The 17,313-nt window shown below is 69.0% G+C and carries 20 protein-coding genes and 1 riboswitch; of the genes, 12 read left to right on the top strand and 8 right to left on the bottom strand.

Going from position 1 to position 17,313, the window contains the following annotated elements:
• The first annotated feature begins 4 nt into the window (after window positions 1-4).
• Window positions 5-134, top strand: a riboswitch (cobalamin riboswitch).
• Window positions 135-167: 33 nt separating this feature from the next.
• From HQ312_RS13020 to HQ312_RS13005, 4 genes are read left to right on the top strand one after another with little or no spacing between them, the layout of a single operon-like run.
• Window positions 168-851 carry an energy-coupling factor ABC transporter permease gene (locus tag HQ312_RS13020; protein ID WP_204869804.1) on the top strand — a complete coding sequence of 228 codons (684 nt, stop codon included), beginning with the start codon at window positions 168-170 and terminating at the stop codon, window positions 849-851.
• On the top strand, window positions 844-1,170 hold the full coding sequence (locus HQ312_RS13015; protein WP_222638850.1) for an energy-coupling factor ABC transporter substrate-binding protein: 327 nt from the start codon (window positions 844-846) through the stop codon (window positions 1,168-1,170). Before HQ312_RS13020 ends, HQ312_RS13015 begins: the two co-directional genes overlap by 8 nt.
• Complete coding sequence (gene cbiQ, locus HQ312_RS13010; RefSeq protein WP_222638849.1) at window positions 1,171-1,926, top strand: cobalt ECF transporter T component CbiQ; 756 nt, start codon at window positions 1,171-1,173, stop codon at window positions 1,924-1,926. It begins immediately after the preceding gene.
• A complete protein-coding gene (locus tag HQ312_RS13005; RefSeq protein ID WP_222638848.1) occupies window positions 1,923-2,765 on the top strand; it encodes an energy-coupling factor ABC transporter ATP-binding protein in 843 nt (280 codons plus the stop codon). Before cbiQ ends, HQ312_RS13005 begins: the two co-directional genes overlap by 4 nt.
• Here the strand turns inward: HQ312_RS13005 and HQ312_RS13000 are convergent.
• Window positions 2,762-3,424, bottom strand: coding sequence for a hypothetical protein (locus tag HQ312_RS13000; RefSeq protein ID WP_027506407.1), 663 nt, complete (start codon window positions 3,422-3,424; stop codon window positions 2,762-2,764). The two genes, HQ312_RS13005 and HQ312_RS13000, sit on opposite strands and share 4 nt — an antisense overlap.
• Before the next feature lie 292 nt (window positions 3,425-3,716).
• Between HQ312_RS13000 and HQ312_RS12995 the strand changes: the two genes are divergently transcribed.
• The 3 genes from HQ312_RS12995 to HQ312_RS12985 all read left to right on the top strand — a co-directional run bounded on the left by HQ312_RS12995 (window position 3,717) and on the right by HQ312_RS12985 (window position 7,004).
• A complete protein-coding gene (locus HQ312_RS12995) occupies window positions 3,717-5,006 on the top strand; it encodes an adenylosuccinate synthase (RefSeq protein ID WP_222638847.1) in 1,290 nt (429 codons plus the stop codon).
• Between the two features lie 127 nt (window positions 5,007-5,133).
• Complete coding sequence (locus HQ312_RS12990) at window positions 5,134-5,496, top strand: LGFP repeat-containing protein (protein WP_051613506.1); 363 nt, start codon at window positions 5,134-5,136, stop codon at window positions 5,494-5,496.
• Between the two features lie 44 nt (window positions 5,497-5,540).
• The gene (locus tag HQ312_RS12985; RefSeq protein ID WP_222638846.1) at window positions 5,541-7,004 is read left to right on the top strand and encodes a PLP-dependent aminotransferase family protein; all 1,464 of its coding nucleotides are present in this window, start codon (window positions 5,541-5,543) and stop codon (window positions 7,002-7,004) included.
• 32 nt (window positions 7,005-7,036) lie between these two features.
• Here HQ312_RS12985 and HQ312_RS12980 read toward each other — a convergent pair whose 3' ends face one another.
• Window positions 7,037-7,198, bottom strand: a complete 162-nt coding sequence (locus HQ312_RS12980; RefSeq protein WP_155957078.1) for a hypothetical protein — start codon at window positions 7,196-7,198, stop codon at window positions 7,037-7,039.
• 167 nt (window positions 7,199-7,365) lie between these two features.
• Here HQ312_RS12980 and HQ312_RS12975 point away from each other — a divergent pair, with 167 nt between their 5' ends.
• Complete coding sequence (locus HQ312_RS12975; RefSeq protein ID WP_027506404.1) at window positions 7,366-7,599, top strand: DUF3072 domain-containing protein; 234 nt, start codon at window positions 7,366-7,368, stop codon at window positions 7,597-7,599.
• Here HQ312_RS12975 and HQ312_RS12970 read toward each other — a convergent pair.
• Window positions 7,596-7,994: a helix-turn-helix domain-containing protein gene (locus HQ312_RS12970; protein ID WP_197027821.1), complete on the bottom strand. Its 399-nt coding sequence runs from the start codon at window positions 7,992-7,994 to the stop codon at window positions 7,596-7,598. The genes HQ312_RS12975 and HQ312_RS12970 overlap by 4 nt on opposite strands.
• Before the next feature lie 144 nt (window positions 7,995-8,138).
• Here HQ312_RS12970 and HQ312_RS12965 point away from each other — a divergent pair, with 144 nt between their 5' ends.
• The gene (locus tag HQ312_RS12965; RefSeq protein WP_197027820.1) at window positions 8,139-8,996 is read left to right on the top strand and encodes an NmrA family NAD(P)-binding protein; all 858 of its coding nucleotides are present in this window, start codon (window positions 8,139-8,141) and stop codon (window positions 8,994-8,996) included.
• 9 nt (window positions 8,997-9,005) lie between these two features.
• On the opposite strand, the gene HQ312_RS12960 is transcribed toward HQ312_RS12965, so the two are convergent.
• Window positions 9,006-10,940 (bottom strand): acetoacetate--CoA ligase, encoded by a 1,935-nt coding sequence (locus HQ312_RS12960; protein WP_222638845.1) that lies wholly within the window; start codon window positions 10,938-10,940, stop codon window positions 9,006-9,008.
• A 207-nt stretch (window positions 10,941-11,147) separates the two neighbouring features.
• Here HQ312_RS12960 and HQ312_RS12955 point away from each other — a divergent pair, with 207 nt between their 5' ends.
• On the top strand, window positions 11,148-11,510 hold the full coding sequence (locus HQ312_RS12955; RefSeq protein WP_056443708.1) for an STAS domain-containing protein: 363 nt from the start codon (window positions 11,148-11,150) through the stop codon (window positions 11,508-11,510).
• 8 nt (window positions 11,511-11,518) lie between these two features.
• On the opposite strand, the gene HQ312_RS12950 is transcribed toward HQ312_RS12955, so the two are convergent.
• From HQ312_RS12950 to HQ312_RS12940, 3 genes are read right to left on the bottom strand one after another with little or no spacing between them, the layout of a single operon-like run.
• Window positions 11,519-12,700 carry a zinc-dependent alcohol dehydrogenase gene (locus HQ312_RS12950; protein WP_027506400.1) on the bottom strand — a complete coding sequence of 394 codons (1,182 nt, stop codon included), beginning with the start codon at window positions 12,698-12,700 and terminating at the stop codon, window positions 11,519-11,521.
• Window positions 12,701-12,735: 35 nt separating this feature from the next.
• Window positions 12,736-13,650: an SDR family oxidoreductase gene (locus HQ312_RS12945; protein WP_222638844.1), complete on the bottom strand. Its 915-nt coding sequence runs from the start codon at window positions 13,648-13,650 to the stop codon at window positions 12,736-12,738.
• Between the two features lie 45 nt (window positions 13,651-13,695).
• Entirely contained in the window at window positions 13,696-14,757 is a 1,062-nt protein-coding gene (locus HQ312_RS12940) for an NAD(P)H-binding protein (protein WP_222638843.1), read from the bottom strand.
• Window positions 14,758-14,852: 95 nt separating this feature from the next.
• Between HQ312_RS12940 and HQ312_RS12935 the strand changes: the two genes are divergently transcribed.
• The gene (locus HQ312_RS12935; protein ID WP_222638842.1) at window positions 14,853-15,557 is read left to right on the top strand and encodes a GAF and ANTAR domain-containing protein; all 705 of its coding nucleotides are present in this window, start codon (window positions 14,853-14,855) and stop codon (window positions 15,555-15,557) included.
• A gap of 9 nt (window positions 15,558-15,566) precedes the next feature.
• Here the strand turns inward: HQ312_RS12935 and HQ312_RS12930 are convergent, their stop codons facing one another.
• Window positions 15,567-16,481 (bottom strand): DAPG hydrolase family protein, encoded by a 915-nt coding sequence (locus tag HQ312_RS12930; RefSeq protein WP_222638841.1) that lies wholly within the window; start codon window positions 16,479-16,481, stop codon window positions 15,567-15,569.
• 227 nt (window positions 16,482-16,708) lie between these two features.
• Between HQ312_RS12930 and HQ312_RS12925 the strand changes: the two genes are divergently transcribed.
• Window positions 16,709-17,293 carry a TetR/AcrR family transcriptional regulator gene (locus HQ312_RS12925; protein WP_027506396.1) on the top strand — a complete coding sequence of 195 codons (585 nt, stop codon included), beginning with the start codon at window positions 16,709-16,711 and terminating at the stop codon, window positions 17,291-17,293.
• Window positions 17,294-17,313: the final 20 nt, after the last annotated feature.

Here is a 17,313-nt window from a genome sequence, read left to right as displayed (position 1 = left end):
TGCGACCATGACACGGCAGGTCAGTACCTGCGACGTGCTGGCGAGGGGAATCCGGTGAGAATCCGGAACGGTCGCGCCACTGTGAGCGGGCCTCGTCGCCCGTGAGTCAGATCGCCGATCCGGCACGTGAGACTCGAATCGGACGCGCAATCTGAGGAGTTCCACTCGTGCACATCGCCGAGGGTTTTCTGCCACCCGTTCACGCGGCAGTCTGGACGTGCGCCGCGGCGCCGTTCGTCGTTCACGGCGCTCGCGCCGTCGTCGTCCAGGTCCGGGAGAACCCCCGCAGCCGTCTGCTGCTGGGTGCTGCCGGTGCCTTCACCTTCGTTCTCTCCGCCATCAAGCTGCCGTCCGTCACGGGCAGCTCGAGTCATCCCACCGGAACCGGCCTGGGGGCGGTGTTGTTCAAGCCGCCGGTCATGGCGTTCCTCGGCACGGTGGTGTTGCTCTTCCAGGCGTTGCTGCTCGCGCACGGCGGCCTGACGACGCTGGGCGCCAACGCGTTCTCCATGGCGATCGTCGGCCCGTGGGTGGGGTACGCCGCGTTCCGTCTCACCGGCAGGCTGGGCGGTGGTCTGTCGCTGTCGGTGTTCTTCGCGATGATGCTGGCCGACCTGTCGACGTACTGCACGACGTCGGTGCAGATCGCGCTCGCGTTCCCGGATCCGCAGAGCGGCGTACTCGGAGCCGTCACCAAGTTCCTGTCCATCTTCGCTGTCACCCAGATTCCGCTCGCCATCGCGGAGGGCCTGCTGGGTGTGCTGGTGTTCCGCGTCCTGCGGACCGTGGCGACGCCGGAGCTGCGGGACCTCGGAGTGCTCCGCCGCGAGAAGGGTGCCGTCGATGCGTAGGAACGTGGTGATCAACCTGCTGCTCGTCCTCGGGATCGTCCTCATCGTCGGCGCCGCGCTGGTGCTCGACGCGGGACGCAGCGGCGACGAGGAGCGGTTCGTCGGTACCGATTCGGCCGCCACGTCGCAGATCGAGGAGGACCACCCGGACTACGTGCCGTGGTTCGAGTCGGTGTTCTCGCCGACGTCGGGCGAGGTGGAGTCGGGACTCTTCGCGCTGCAGGCCGCGCTGGGTGGACTCGTCCTCGGGTACGTGCTGGCGGCGCTGCGCGGTCGGCGCAAGCTCGACGCGCTCCGCACCGAACTCGAACGGACGTAGGTGCAGGGTCTCGCGGTCGACGACGCGGCCTGGGCCAGTCCGTGGCGCACGCGCGCGGTGGGGGACAAGGCAGTACTCTCGCTGGGCCTCGTGCTGTGCGCGCTGCTGCTCCCGCCGTGGCCCGGCGCGCTGATCGTCACGGTGGTCGCGCTCGGTGCGGCCGTCGGGGCTGCCCGCACACCGCTCCGGCCGGTGCTGCGTGCGCTCACCGCACCGGCGGCCTTCATCGCCCTCGGCGCCGTCTCCGTCGCCGTCACGGTGACCGCCACGCCGGACTGGAGTGTCGGGGTCACGGCCGACAGCGCGCGACGAGCGCTGGAGGTGTCCGGTCACGCGATCGCCGGGACGTCGGCCGTGCTCCTGCTGGCCGTCACGACACCGATGATCGACATCCTGTCCGGGCTGCGACGGCTGCGGGTACCGCAGGCATGCATCGAAGTCGCCGCCGTGATGTACCGCTTCCTGTTCGTGCTGCTGTCGTCGGTACGCACGATCCGCCAGTCGCAGACCGCCCGCCTCGGCTACTCGTCGCCGCGCCGGTCACTGCATTCCGCGGGTCTGCTGACGGCCGCTGTGCTGATCAAGTCGTGGGACCGGGCCTCGCGGCTCGAGGCGGGGCTGGCGGGTCGCGAGTTCGGCGACGCGGTCTCGGCGGATCCGGTCGACCGGCAGCGCAGTTCGCCGAGCTTCCTGGTGACCGTCGTGGCGGTGCTGGGAGCCGTGGTGGCGCTGTCCCTGCTGGGACATCGCGCATGAGCCACCGCACGCTCACCGCCCGCGACCTCGAGGTGCGGTATCAGGGCGGGCCGCCGGTGCTGGCCGGAGCGAGCCTGAGCGTTCCCGCCGCCGCCAGGGTGGCGCTCCTGGGCGCCAACGGCTCGGGCAAGACGACCCTGCTGCGGTGCCTGTCCGGAGCGATCGTTCCTGACGGCGGACGGGTGGAGATCGACGACGTCGCACTGCGCCACAGCCGGTCGGGCCTGCGGGCACATCGCCAGGAAGTGCAACTGGTGCTGCAGGATCCGGACGATCAGTTGTTCTCGGTCGACGTGTACCGAGACGTCGCCTACGGTCCGGTGAACCTCGGCCTGGGGCCCGACGAGGTGCGCGAGCGCACGGAGGCGGCGCTCGAGGTGATGGGCATCGACCATCTGCGGTCGCGGCCGACGCACCAGCTGTCCTACGGTGAGCGCAAGCGCGTCGCGACGGCCGGCGCCGTGGCCATGCGGCCGTGCATCCTGTTGCTCGACGAACCGACGGCCGGGCTCGATCCGCAGGGCGTCGACGAGATGTTCGCCGCGCTGCACCGCCTGGAGAATCACCACACGACCGTGGTGCTGTCGACACACGACGTGGCCCTGGCGCTGGAGTGGTCGCACTCGGTCGCCGTGGTCGTGGACGGCGCTGTGGTGCAGGGGGATCCGGTGACGTTGCTGTCGGACACCGACCTGCTGGGACGGGCCAGGTTGCGGACACCGTGGCCGTTGGCGCTCGCGGCGGACCTCGTCCGGGACGGAATGCTCGAACCGGGATCGCGACCACGGGACGCCGAAGAACTACGAAAGATGTTGAGCAGCAGTATCAGTCGGCGCTAACGTACGAGCAACCACTGCTTGTCGTGGCGGTAGATGGTGGACCGGGTGGTCTCACGGGGGATGTCGATGCCGTCCTTCGTCAGACGCGCCGCCGTGGCTCCGAGTTGCATCGCCCGGCCGGTGATCCAGCGGCGGCGGAACAGTCCGCGCTTGCCCTGCACCCGAGCTCGGAGTCCCGGCATCTCGAGCGTCGGGGTGACCTCGATGCCCGGCACCTCACCGGAGAAGAGCTTGGTGTCGTCGACGTAGGCCTCGCCGACGAGGTGGCCCGACGGCCCCGAGACGGTGGCGAGTCCGACGACGGCCGATCCGGCGTCGTCACGGATGAGGGGAGTGGGGGAGGCGGTGCCGGACAGCGCGACCTTGGCGGCGCGCGATCCGGTGCCGACGCGGAAGAGGTGGCTGGCCTCGCTGGCGGTCTCGGCGACGTAGGCGAGCTCGATGTCGAGTCGGTCGCGCCGCATCAACCGGGTGAGGACGGCGGCGAGCGAGGCGTCGGTGCCGAGCACGATCAGCCGGGGGTCGTGTACCGCGTCGAGTTCGGCGAGCAGGGCGTCGCACTCCTCCTTCGACGGCACCTCGGGTACCGCGGTGAGCGGTAGCGAGGACAGCGCGATGGGCAGCAAGGGCCTGCCGCACTGCAAGACGAACGGAGTCACGCGAATTCCTTCTCAGCCGGATGGGTCTGCCCCACCCTAATCAGGACACGGTCGTCGTGGACCCCGGGAAGGCGCTTGCCCGGTCTCGATTTCGCGTCGCTTTGACCGTGCCGCCGCGACAGAAGACCAGGCAGTACGGTGTGCGGTCGGCTGTGAGCGGCACGTGTCGTCTCGGGCGGTACACTGTGTCACCGGTCATGGTCGGTGCGCGTTCCGCACGTCACGAAGTGCGTTCCGACACGTGCCACAGCCCGGGATGGTCCGGCTGTCCACCCGAGTGATGGAGCAACACATGCCGGCAATCGTCCTCATCGGCGCCCAGTGGGGCGACGAGGGCAAGGGCAAGGCCACGGATCTGTTCGGCGAGCGACTGCAGTGGGTGGTGCGCTACCAGGGTGGCAACAACGCCGGCCACACCGTGGTGCTGCCGAACGGCGACAAGTTCGCGCTTCACCTCATCCCGTCGGGCATCCTCTCGCCCGGTGTGAACAACGTGATCGGCAACGGCGTCGTCGTGGATCCGGGTGTGCTGCTCACCGAACTCGACGGCCTCGAGAAGCGCGACGTGGACACGTCGAAACTGCTGCTCAGCGCCGATGCGCACCTGATCATGCCGTACCACGTGGCCATCGACAAGGTCACCGAACGTTTCCTCGGTGCCCGCAAGATCGGCACCACCGGACGCGGCATCGGCCCGTGCTACCAGGACAAGATCGCCCGCGTCGGAGTGCGCGCGGCGGATGTCCTGGACGAGAAGATCCTGACCCAGAAGGTCGAGGCCGCACTGGAATTCAAGAACCAGGTGCTCGCCAAGATCTACAACCGGCGCGCCCTCGAGTCGAAGAAGGTCGTGGAGGAGGTGCTCGGCCAGGCCGAGGGCTTCAAGCACCGCATCGCCGACACCCGGCTCGCGTTGAACCAGGCGCTCGAGCGCGGCGAGACGGTGCTGCTCGAGGGTTCGCAGGGCACGCTCCTCGACGTCGATCACGGCACCTATCCGTTCGTCACGTCGTCCAACCCGACGGCGGGCGGCGCGGCCGTGGGCTCGGGCGTCGGCCCGGGTCGGATCACCACCGTCCTCGGCATCCTGAAGGCGTACACCACGCGCGTCGGCTCGGGCCCGTTCCCGACGGAGCTGTTCGACGAGTCGGGCGAGTACCTGGCCAAGCAGGGCGGCGAGGTGGGTGTCACCACCGGCCGCGCCCGGCGCACCGGCTGGTTCGACGCCGTCATCGCGCGGTACGCCACGCGCGTCAACGGCATCACCGACTACTTCCTCACCAAGCTCGACGTACTGTCCTCGCTCGACACCATCCCGATCTGCGTCGCGTACGACGTGGACGGCGTGCGTCACGACGACATGCCGATGACGCAGACCGGGTTCCATCACGCGAAGCCGATCTACGAGGAGATGCCCGGGTGGTGGGAGGACATCTCGGGGGCGCGGACCTTCGAGGAGTTGCCCGTCAACGCCCAGAGGTACGTGCTGCGTCTCGAGGAGCTCTCGGGGTCGTACATGTCGTACATCGGCGTCGGTCCGGGCCGTGACCAGACCATCGTGCGGCGCGACATCCTGTCCTGACACGGTCGAGATATCACAAATGGCGTGACGATAACGCCAGGATGGCTCATACTGTGGCTCAGGTTCGCTATGAGGTGGAACAAAACGGATCCCCCTCTCGGCGAGAGCAGGTCAGTGGAGGACCGCTATGGACAGCACCTACGTCGGGCTCGAGGTCTTCCAGTGCCAGTTCGAGCGTTTCAGCTTCGAGCACTCGTGGATCGGTGACCGTGTCGGCGAGCTGATGCTGGGGCCGCGCGGCGGTGGGATGCTCGAGTTCCAGCACGCCATGGTCTTCGCGCTCCCCGAGGGCGGCGCGCACGAGGTGCACGGCGACATCCTCGCCTGGTACCTCGCGCACGGCGGCCCGAGTGGATCGCTCGGCTACCCGCTCACCGATGAGAAGCGCACTCCGACGGGCCACGGCCGCTACAACGTGTTCGAGAACGGCACCGTCGGATGGCTCCCGGGTACCGGGGCATTCCTCATGGGATCCGTCCGCACCGCCTGAACTGGACTGCACCCCGGTGTCCACCGAGGTGGATACTGGACCTCATGGTGACTCGCGTGATCGGTGCGTCGACTCTCTCGCGGGACCTCGGGCACTGGCGGCCGTCGGGGCGGCACCGGCCGGTCTACCGGGCACTCGCCGACGGGATCCGGCTCCTGGTGCACGACGGCCGCATCCCCCTGGGCGTCGCCCTGCCCAGTGAGCGCGATCTGGCGGGAGCCCTGTCGCTGTCCCGCACCACCGTCACCAACACGTACGCGGCACTGCGTGACGAGGGGTACCTGTTGAGCAGGCAGGGTTCCCGCAGCACGGTCGCACTGCCGCGGACCACCCTGGCGGGGCGGCCGGCCCGCGCGGCGGCGTCGGTGATCGATCTGACCCATGCCGCCGTCACCGCCCCGTCCGACGAGGTGACACAGGCGTACGCCGCTGCGCTGGAGGCACTTCCGGCCTACTACACGGGTCACGGTATCGAGCCGGTCGGTCTCGCGACACTGCGGCAGGCCCTGGCTCGCCGGTACGACGAGCGGGGGCTGCCCACGTCGCCGGACCAGATCATGGTGACGTCCGGCGCGCAGCAGGCCTGGCGGCTGCTGCTCGAGGTGCTGGTGTCGCCAGGTGACCGGGTGGTGGTCGATCACCCGACGTATCCCAATGCGCTGGAGGCGATTCGACGAACTGCGGCGCGCGCGGTGCCCGTTCCGTTGAGGCCGCGGGAGTACTCGACCCCTGGATCGGCGCGCTCGTCGCGGCGGTGGGACCTCGACGCGATTCGCGACGCGACGGTGCAGACGGGGGCGCGAATGGCGTACGTGCTGCCCGACTTCCACAATCCGACGGGTGCTCTGCTCGATGTCGCCGGCCGCGCGGAACTGGCGTCGAACGCCCGCCGGACCGGCACCACGTTGGTGGTGGACGAGTCGATGGCCGACCTGTGGCTGGACGAGGCGCCGCCCGCTCCGGTCGCGGCGGTGGGGCATCCCGGCACCGTCGTCACCGTGGGGTCCGCGTCGAAGGCGTACTGGGGTGGTCTGCGGGTCGGCTGGATCAGGGCGTCGCCGTCGCTGATCTCTCGCTTGGCGACATCGCGGGCCGCCGTCGACATCGGCACGCCGATCATGGATCAGCTCGCGTGCGCGGCACTGATCGAGCGGCACGAGGAGATCTTGGTTCCCCGCCGCGCGGAACTCCGTGGTAACCGGGATGCGCTGACGGCGGCTCTGGCGCGGCACCTTCCGGACTGGTCGTACGACCCGGCGCCGGGCGGCCTGTCGTTGTGGGTTCAGATGCCTGCCGCGGCGTCCACGGCTCTCGCCGCGATCGCGCCGGCGCACGGGGTGGCGCTGGCGGCGGGGCCGCGGTTCGGGGTGGAGGGGGCGTTCGAGCGCCACGTGCGCCTGCCGTACACGGAGGGTGCCGATCGATTGGAGGCTGCGATCGACCGAATTGCGTTCGCGTACCAATCCCTGAAACCGACCGACGGGGATTATTCTGCCGTCGTGCTGTGACTTGGGGCGGCCGACGGAGAATGGTCGGCCAGTCAGCGGGAGCCGAAGACCTCGTGATCGAGTTCGGCCATGTCCCACTGGAGCTCGGAGCCGAGTTCCTCGTGGTCCGCGCGCGATGCGGCGCGTCCGAGCAGCACTGCGGCACCCGCGGCGACCAGCAGCCACACCACTCCGACAACCACGACGACTATCACGATTCCGTTTGTAGCACCTCGAACTGAAAACATTCTGTGAAACGCGAGACTTGGATCGGTTTCTTACGGAGTAAACCGGAATGAATCTCGATCGGCGCGCTCGGCGGCTGCCTGCTCGCCGATTCGCGTCGGTTTGCGCGGAGGTACTCGTGGGTACAGTCGAACGTATGAGCGATGCGAATGACACCACCAAGACAGGCAATGCGGACGTCGACCAGAGCGCGGAGAAGGATCCGTCCGACTGGGTCACCGGTGACGAGCCGCCCACCGGCCCCCAGTTGAGCTACCTCGAGACGCTGGCCCGCGAGGCCGGTGAAGAGGTGCCGTCGGACCTGACCAAGGCGCAGGCGTCCGAGATGATCGACAAGCTGCAGTCCGAGACGGGCCGCGGAACCAGCTAGACCCCGTCCGTGCCGCGCGCGTCGTACTCGGCGCGCGCGGCCGTCACGGTCGGAAGAGTCGACTCGACGAACTCGATGAGGCCGACGAGCCGGGTCGCCGTCTCGCGCCCGAGGTCGGTGAGTGCGTACTCCACCTTCGGCGGAATCTGTTCGAGCACGGTGCGGGTGATCAGCCCGTCACGCTCCAGCCGCTGCAGTGTCTGCGACAGCATCCTCTCGCTGACCCCGTCCACGCGCCGCCGAAGCGCTCCGAACCGGTACGGCCCCTCGTGCAGCGCGGCGAGCGCCAGCAGGCCCCAGCGACTGGTGATGTCCTGCATCGTGTCGCGGGACGAGCAGTGGCGAGAGAACACGTCGGCTTCGAGTGTCGGGTCGGTGTCGGGCACGAGTGCCATCCTACCAGCTGGTCCGTAAGTGATTACGAGGAATGTTGCACTGCACGAACAGTAAGTGCATAGTGGTGCCGACGGCCGGATCGGTCGCAGCGGCACACCCTCGTGGTGCGCCGGACGACGCTCACTCTCCAGGGAGACATGCTCATGACCACGACAGCGGTGACCGGCGCGACCGGACAACTCGGCAGCGCAGTGATTCGATCGCTCCTCGATCACGGGGTCGCCGCGGGCGACATCGTGGCCGTGGTGCGCGACGAGGCCAAGGCCGCCGACCTGGCGGCGCGCGGTGTCGTCGTCCGCGTCGCCGACTACGCGGATCCCGCTGCGTTGCGCGCCGCTCTCGACGGGGTGGACAAGCTCCTGCTCGTGTCGGGTTCCGAGCCCGGGAAGCGAATCCCGCAGCACACCAACGTCATCGAGGCCGCCGAGGCGGCCGGTGTCTCGCTCATCGCATACACCAGTGTGCTGAAGGCGCCGACGAGCGGCATCAGTCTCGCGCCCGAGCACGTCGCCACCGAGGAGCGCCTCGCGTCGTCCTCCGTGCCGTCCGTGCTGCTGCGCAACGGGTGGTACTGGGAGAACTACGCGGCGTCGATCGGCCAGGCACAGCACACCGGCGCCATCATCGGGAGCGGCGGGTCGGGTGTCGTGGCCGGTGCTGCTCGGGCCGACTACGCGGCGGCCGCGGCCGCGGTGCTGATCGCCGACGACCAGGCGGGCGCCGTATACGAGCTGGGCGGCGAGCGTCTGACGTACGAGGGTCTGGCGGGTGCGATCTCCGAGATCATCGGCGCGCCGGTGGAGTACCAGGATCTGAGCACCGACGAGCACATCGGCGCGCTCGAGGGTGCGGGACTGCCCGCGCCCGTCGCGCAGATGCTGGCGAGCGCCGACGCGGGCATCGCCCGCGGCGACCTCGACACCGAGTCGGGAGATCTGACTCGACTGCTCGAGCGTGAGCCGGTCTCGGCCGTCGACGCGCTGCGCGCCACGCTGAGCTGAGCCGACAGGTCAGGACCCCGGCGCCAGCGCCGCGAACCAGCGCAGCGCGTCGGGGTCGTCGACCGACTCCGGATCGGCCACCGTCGACGGGTCCGCACCCGACAGGATCTTCTTGACCGGGATCTCGAGCTTCTTCCCGGTCCGCGTGTGCGGCACGGCGCGGATCTCGATGATGTCGTCCGGGACGTGACGCGGCGAGGCCTCCCTCCGCAGCGCCGCCGAGATGTGTTCGCGCAGATCGTCGTCGAGCTCCACGTCGTCGGACGTGACGACGAACAGCGGCATCCAGTAGCTGCCGTCCGGGCGTTCGAGACCCACGACGAGACTCTCTGCGATGCCGGGCAGGCGCTCGACCACGCCGTAGATGTCGGCGCTGCCCATGCGCACACCGTTGCGGTTGAGCGTGGCGTCCGATCGTCCGTGGATCACCACGCTGCCCCTGCTGGTCACGGTGATCGAGTCGCCGTGCCGCCAGACGCCGGGGAATGTGGAGAAGTACGCGTCGGCGTAGCGGTCACCGCTCGGGTCCTTCCAGAACCCGACGGGCATGGACGGCATCGGCGCGACGATGACCATCTCACCCGGTTCGTCCACCAGCGGGGTCCCCTCGTCGCTCCACGCCTCCAGAGCGACACCGAGATTCACGGCAGGAATCTCGCCGGGGACCACGGGCACCCCGGTGGGCGCTCCCACGAATCCGCTGACGACGTCCGTGCCGCCCGACACCGGCGCGAGGTGCACCGACCGCCCCACGTGCTCCGCCACCCAGCCGTGCGCCGCGGCGGGGAGGACCGACCCGGTGACCCCGAGAATGCGCAGTGCCGAGAGGTCCTGTGCCCAAGCCGGTTCGACTCCGACACTCTCGCAGTGCAGGAGGTACCCGGGACTGGTGCCGAGCACGGTCACGCGGTGCCGCGCCGCGAGCTCCCACAGTGCGCCGGCGTCCGGATGGCCGGGGCTGCCGTCGTAGCAGACGACGGTCGAGCCCACGAGCAGCCCGGCCAGCAGGTAGTTCCACATCATCCAGCTGGGTGAGGTGTACCAGAGGAACACGTCGTCCTCGGTCATGTCCGACTGCAGCGCAGCAGATTTGAGGTGCTCGAGCAGAACACCGCCGTGGCCGTGAACGATGCCCTTGGGGCGCCCGGTGGTGCCGGAGGAGAACAGCACCCACAGTGGGTGGTCGAACGGGACAGGCTCGGGGAGCACCCGTGGGCCACCGCGCACCTCGTCGAGCAGATCGTCCCATCGGACGGCTCCGGGTACGTCGGTGCCGAGTCGGGAGAAGGCGATCACCGCGCGCAGGGAGGGAATCGAGGCCTGCAGTACCGCCACCTGGTCCCGGCGGTCGCGGTCCACACCGGCGAAGCGGTAGCCGTCGGCGGTCACCAGCACCGTCGGTTCGAGCTGTCCGAGCCGGTCCACCGCTGCGGCCGCGGAGTAGTCCTGCCCGCACGAGGTCCAGACGGCGCCGAGTGCGGCGGTGGCGAGGAACGCGACGGCGGCCTCGGTCGTGTTCGGGACGTAACCGGCCACCCGGTCGCCGCTCCGCACGCCGAGGCGGTGCAGCGCGGCGGCGATCGAGGAGATCTGCTCGGCCAGTTCCGCGTACGACGATGTGCGGGTGCCGAGCCCGCCCGGTTCGGTGTCGTCGATGATCGCCACGGACTCGGGTGACCGGTCGCACCACGCCAGTACGCGATCCACGTAGTTCACGCTGGCACCCCGGAACCACTGCCGCCCGCTGAACACGCGGGGGTCCTCCGAGGGGGACAGGACGGACTCGTGACCGGTGAGCGGCACGTCGAAGAAGGTGCTGACGCCGGCCCAGAACTGTTCCGGCTCGTCGATCGACCAGCGATGCAGTGCGCCGTAGTCGGAAGACGAGCGTCCCGTGAACGTGACGACCGAGTCCGAGAACCGGGCGAGAGGGCGGGGGTTCATGAGGACAGTCTGATGAACCCGCTCGGCGAGCCCGGCGCCGTGATCATTCCGTTACCCGCCGTGACCTGATCGTGATGTTCCGGTTCGCCGAACCGCGATGTCGATCGATCAGAGTTGTCTGCAAGGCGGTCCAGCCCAGGGCCCTTCGCTACACCCTCGGTACCGGTGCGAGACACCGCGTCCGAGCAGCGCCGCAGAAGGAACATGATGACCACGGTTGCTCCTTCCCACCACTCCTCCAGCCCGTTCGACGTCGTCGTCCACGCAGGCCACGACGGCCGCCGCATCGTCGCCGTCCGTGGCGACGTCGACCTCGTCACCGCGCGCGACCTGACCCGCTGCCTCCGAGCGGCCGTCTCGGACGGCCCCGTCACGGTCGACCTCACCGACGTCCGGTTCTTCAGCTCGGCCGGCGTGACCGCGATCGAGGACGTCCTGTCGGACGCCCCGACCGCGATCGACGTCGTGATCTCGCCGTCACCTCGGGTGCGGCGCACTCTCGGTGTCCTCGGCCTCACCCGTCTCGTGCCGGTCGTGGCTTCGGTGGAACCGGAGCCGCTCGCGAGCTGACCCGCTCGTCACGGACGCAGGATGATCTTCACGGCTCCGTCCTGCTTCTTCTGGAAGATCTCGTAGGCGTGCGGCGCCTGCGTCAACGGCAGGGTGTGGGTCGCGAAATCGTCCACGCCCAACGGATCGTCGTCCGTCAGCAACGGCATGATGTCGTCGACCCACCTCTTGACGTTCGCCTGACCCATGCGCAGTTGGATCTGCTTGTCGAACATGGTCATCATCGGCATCGGATCCGCCGCGCCGCCGTACACGCCGGACAGTGAGATCGTGCCGCCCCGGCGGACGATGTCGACCGCCGAGTAGACCGCGTCGAGGCGGTCCACTCCGGCCTTCTCCATGAACGGTTTCGCGAGGGCGTCCGGGAGCAGACCCGCCACCTGCTGCGCGGCCTTCGCCACCGGTGAGCCGTGGGCCTCCATTCCGACCGCGTCGACGACCGAGTCGGTACCGCGGCCGTCGGTCAGTTCGCGGACGACGTCTCCGACCTGCCCTCCGTGGGCCCGGAGATCCACCGTCTCGATGCCGCGAGCGCGAGCACGCTCGAGCCGCTCGGGTACGCGGTCGACGCCGATGACGCGGTATCCGAGATGGGTGCCGATGCGTGCCGCCATGTCGCCGATCGGACCGAGGCCCAGCACGGTCAGCGAGCCGCCCTCGGGCACCCCCGCGTACTGCACGGCCTGCCACGCGGTGGGCAGTACGTCGGACAGGTAGACGAATCGCTCGTCGCTCGGGCCCTCCGGGACCTTGATGTGGGTGAAGTCGGCGTGCGGCACCCTCAGGTACTGCGCCTGGCCGCCCGGCACCGATCCGTAGAGCTCGGAGTAGCCGAACAGTGCTGCGCCCATACCGGTCTCGCGTACCTGGGTGGTCTCGCACTGGGTGTACAGCGACTGATCGCACATGAAGCACGAGCCGCACGAGATCTGGAACGGGACGACGATGCGGTCGCCCACCGCCAGCGTCGACACGGCGCTGCCGACCTCGCGCACGATGCCCATCGGTTCGTGGCCGAGGATGTCACCGACGTTCATGAACGGCCCGAGCACCTCGTAGAGGTGCAGATCGGAGCCGCAGATGTTGGTGGACGTCACCTCGATGATGGCGTCCGTCGGATCCTGGATCGTCGGATCCGGGACGTTGTCGACGCGGACGTCGCGCTTGCCGTGCCAGGTCACTGCTCTCATGATGTGCCTTTCGTGTCGTGCGGATGCGGGAATGCTCAGGTGATCGGGGAACCGCCGGTCACGCCGATGACCTGCCCGGTGATGTAGCTGGACTCGCCCGAGGCGAGGAACACGTACGCGGGTGCGAGTTCCGCGGGCTGTCCCGGACGTCCGAGCGGCACCTGGTCGCCGAAACCGTCGACACTGTCCGACGGCATCGTGGCCGGGATCAGCGGTGTCCAGATGGGTCCGGGTGCCACGACGTTCACGCGGATGCCCTGCTGGGCGACGTCGCTCGCGAGCCCCTTGGAGAAATTGATGATGCCGGCCTTGGTGGTGGCGTAGTCGAGCAGTTCGGGTGAGGCGCTCACGCCCTGGACGGAGGAGGTGTTGACGATGGTCGAGCCCGGATCCATCACGGCCACAGCCTTCTTGGACAACCAGAACAACGCGTACAGGTTGGTCTTCAGTACGCGGTCGAACTGCTCGGTGGTGATGTCGGCGATACCGCCGCTCTGGGCCATCTGGAACGCCGCGTTGTTCACGAGAATGTCGAGACCACCCAGTTCGCGCACCGCGGTGTCGATCAGGGCGTCGCAGTGCGCCTCGTCGCGGATGTCACCGGGGACGCTGACGGCCCGGCGGCCGGCCTCCTCGACGAGCCGCACCGTCTCGCGCGCATCGGGCTCCTCGGACTCGAGGTACGACAGCACGACGTCGGCGCCCTCGCGCGCGAACGCCAGGGCGACGGCGCGGCCGATGCCGCTGTCCGCTCCGGTGATCAGTGCCTTCCGGCCGGTGAGCCGCCCTGATCCGCGGTAGGTGGACTCCCCGTGGTCGGGGGTGGTCCGCATGTCCTCGGTCAGCCCGGGATGCGAGATCGGTTGCTGCCCCTCGCGATCCGGAGTCGGGTAGGCGGTACGTGGGTCTCTCTTGGTGTATTGGTCGATCGAGCCGTTCGACGAAGTCATACCGGCCGGGTACCCGCGTTCCCGACCGGGAATCCTGGTCCCGCCTCAGGAACGCGGGTGCAACAGCGCTCGCGAGAATCGTCCGGACACGTCGTGACGCACCCGTCCGTCTCGGCCGATCGACACGACGCCGCCGGCCCACGAGGGGTCGGTGTCCGCCGCGGACTGCGGGTCGGTGGTGCCCTCGGCGTCGGTGCCGTCGTGCGAGCTGACCGTCAGCGACCGCCTGATGGACTCGTCGATACCCACGAGAGAGTCGACGGCGTGCGCGAACGTGTCCGTGGCCGCGTTGCCGCGACGGACGATCATGTCGTGATGCAGGCTGTCCACCAACGAGATCACGGTGCCGGGCGGCATCTGTGTGATGGCGGCGACGGCTCGCCCGACGATCGGTGTGGGAACCAGCGGCACGCGGAACTGGGGCCGCGACAGTTCGGCGATGGTCGCGTAGCGGGTGAGCAACTCGGGGTAGGTGAGCACCTCGGTCCCGCCGATGTCGTACGACCCCGGAATGGGCTCGTCACCGAGAGCGGCGGCGATGATGTGCAGGACGTCGGTCGTCGCGATCGGCTGCACCTTCTTCACCATCCAGCTCGGCACGGGAGTGACCGGGAGACGTTCGACCATCCTGCGTACGAGCTCGAACGAGGTGGAGCCGGACCCGAGGATGATGGCCGCCCGGAACACCGTCGCCGGGACGGACGAGTTGAGGAACACCTCCTCGACCTGCAGGCGCGACGTGATGTGGTCGGAGAGGTCCTCGTCGTCGTCGGGCACGTGGCCGGACAGGTAGACGATGCGGCCCACGCCGTGCTTCTCCGCGGCGCGCGCGACGGCCTGCGCGGCCTCGCGATCCTTGGTCACGAAGTCGCCGTCGTCCATCGAGTGCACGAGGTAGACGACCGCGTCCGCACCCTCGAGCGCGGCGTCGATGGACTTCTCGTCGGTGATGTCGAAGTGGACCGGCGTCACGTCGTCCTCCCAGCTGAAGGAGGACGCCTTGCTGTCGTCGCGCATGGCGGCGAGCACGTCGTGACCGTCGCCCAGCAGGATGGGAACGAGACGTGAGCCGATGTAGCCGGTGGACCCGGTGACCAGGATGCGCAAGACATGCCTTTCGAGTGAGTGATCCTGGTTTACCCGTCCCCGGTCGCGGTCAATCTGTGCCGAGTGTCATGCCCGCTGCTGCTCGAGGAGGTCGGATGAACGCGTCTCGAGAACGGGAGCCGTCGGACATCGCGTCGGCGCTGGCGGCGTTCGCTCGCGACCTGACGGCACACACCGATCTCGACGACACGTTGCGCAGGGTCACCGAGGCGGCCCTCGATCTGGTTCCCGGAACGGACGCCGCCGACGTGGTGGCGATCTCGGGCAGGTCGTCGTTCACCTCGCACGGGCCCACGTCGTCTCTTCCGCCGCGGCTCGACGCAGCTCAGATCGAGTTCGGGGAGGGCCCGTGCCTGGACGCGGCGACCACCACCGCGGTGGTGCGGGCCGACGATCTGACCACCGACACCCGGTGGCCGAAGTATGCGCCGATCGCCCTGGCGGAGGGCGTGCGGAGCTCGCTCTCCTTTCAGCTCTTCACCCACCGCGACACCTTCGGTGCCCTGAACCTGTTCGCGTTCGAGCCCCGAGCCTTCACCGACGACGCGATCATGGTCGGGGAGGCGCTCGCCACCCACGCCGCGATCGCTCTGACCGCGGGTCGGGTCGAGGATCAACTGCATTCGGCCCTGGCGTCCCGGGACGTCATCGGGCAGGCCAAGGGCATGATCATGGAGCGTTTCGGCGTCGACGCCCAGCAGGCCTTCACCCTGCTGACCAGGCTGTCCCAGGACTCCAACACCCCGATCGGCCGGTTGTCGGTCCAACTGGTGGAGAAGGGGTCCGAGTCGGCTCGCTGAGGTGCCGGGTCACGAGAACTCGGCGTGCAGTTCGGGGAGGAACGCCGCGAGGTGGTTCATCTCCTGCCCGCAGTGCATCAGCAGATCACGACCGAGGTCGAGGCTCAGCTGCAGATCGGTCGGATCGACCGACGCACCACGGGCCACCGCACACGCGGCCTGCGTCACGTTCGGTACGTGCAGGCCGCGGAGGTTCAGGTGGAACCGGCTGCGCATCTCGGCGCCGCCCTCGATCGGGCGGACCTGGTGGGCGAGCCACCCCAGGTCCACGGGGGCGATGCTGCTCCCGACGCGGCCGAGGACGATGGTCTGATCCGACGGCACGGTGAACCCGTGCGCCACCGGGTCTCGGAAGTTGATCCCGAGCTGCTGCAGTTTCGGCCCCACGTACTCGTCGACGTAGGTGGTGTTGCCGATGTACTTCTGCCGGTCCGTGAGGTCGGCGGTGGTGAGGTCGGTGTCCAGGGCGGCGAACTGGTGCGCGTCGGGATGCCACAACTTGTAGCGCGCGGCCTCGCTGGAGTGCCACCCGAACCACCAGTCCCACATGGCCGCAGTGACTCTCGGCATGACGGTGCGCACCGCCACGAAGACCACCCCGTCGGCGCCCTGGCCGTACCCGGTCTCCACGGCGGACGTCCCGGTCGGGCCGAGATCGCGCGTGATGTCCTCGAACCGAGGTACCGCTCCCGGCGGTAGCGCCGGGCCGGCGAAGGCGTCGGTCACGATCTGCGGCGCGGGGGCGGTCCGGGCCTGCATGTAGTGGGCGTACGGGAGCGCGAAGTCGGCGCCGCGGTAGCCGGGGTAGCGAACGGCGCAGGCCGCCGAGGGGAGTGTCGGCGCTGCGCGGACGCGCGGGGCGATCCCCACCGTGACCGCTCCCGCGGCGACGGCGGCCGCTCCCAACATCCCGCGACGACTCATGGCCCGATTCCTCAACATCTGTACAGAAAAGACGCCGGCGACCCCGGTGTCAAGCACGAGCGGACGTGCCGAGACGGGTGTATCCTCAACGCCTGTCATGACAGTGACGCGGCAGTCGGGGGACGGTGGAGCGGGCTCGATCAGCCCGTTCCGCCGGCGCGATCATCGTGAGCCGACCGTGACCGGTGATGGTGGTACCGGCACGTCAGGGCCGTAACATCTCACCAATGAGTGATGGTGAGACGGTGGAGAAGCCCAGAAGTCGGCGCTCACTCATCTCTGCCGCCGCGGTGCAGGTGCTCGCCGAACGCGGTCCCCGTGGGTTCACTCATCGTGCGGTCGATCAGGCCACCGGTCTCGGTGCCGGCGCCGTCAACTATCACGCGCCCGATCGAGCCACCCTGCTCTCGCTGGCGCTCGACGAGGTGTTCCGGAGAGATCTCGAGGTCGCCGGTCGGCACTTCGCACTCGACACCTGGCATCACGACGCCGTGGTCGACGCCGTCGTCGGGTTCGTCCGCGACATGTGCAGCGAGGAGCATCGCGGCCGCGTCGTCGCACGGCACCACCTTCTCGGCGAGGGTCTGGTGCGGCCCGAACTCAAGGCGGCGTTCGACGCCCAATTGGCCGCGTTCGTCGGCCTGGTGTCGTCCAAGATGAGCGAGGCGGGCTACCCCGCGACCGTGGCGTCGGCGGAACTGTTCGCCATGTCCGTGGACGGTCTGCTCACCCGCCAGGTGGTCATCGGGGTCGAACCGCTTGCCGACGAGGAGATTCCGCGCATCGTCTCCATCATCGCCCGGAGGTGGTGACGCGCCGGTCCCGCGTTTGA

This window comes from Rhodococcus sp. BP-316 (assembly GCF_019836105.1).
Classification (GTDB): Bacteria; Actinomycetota; Actinomycetes; order Mycobacteriales; family Mycobacteriaceae; genus Rhodococcoides.
This window is presented reverse-complemented; position numbering and strand designations above follow the sequence as displayed.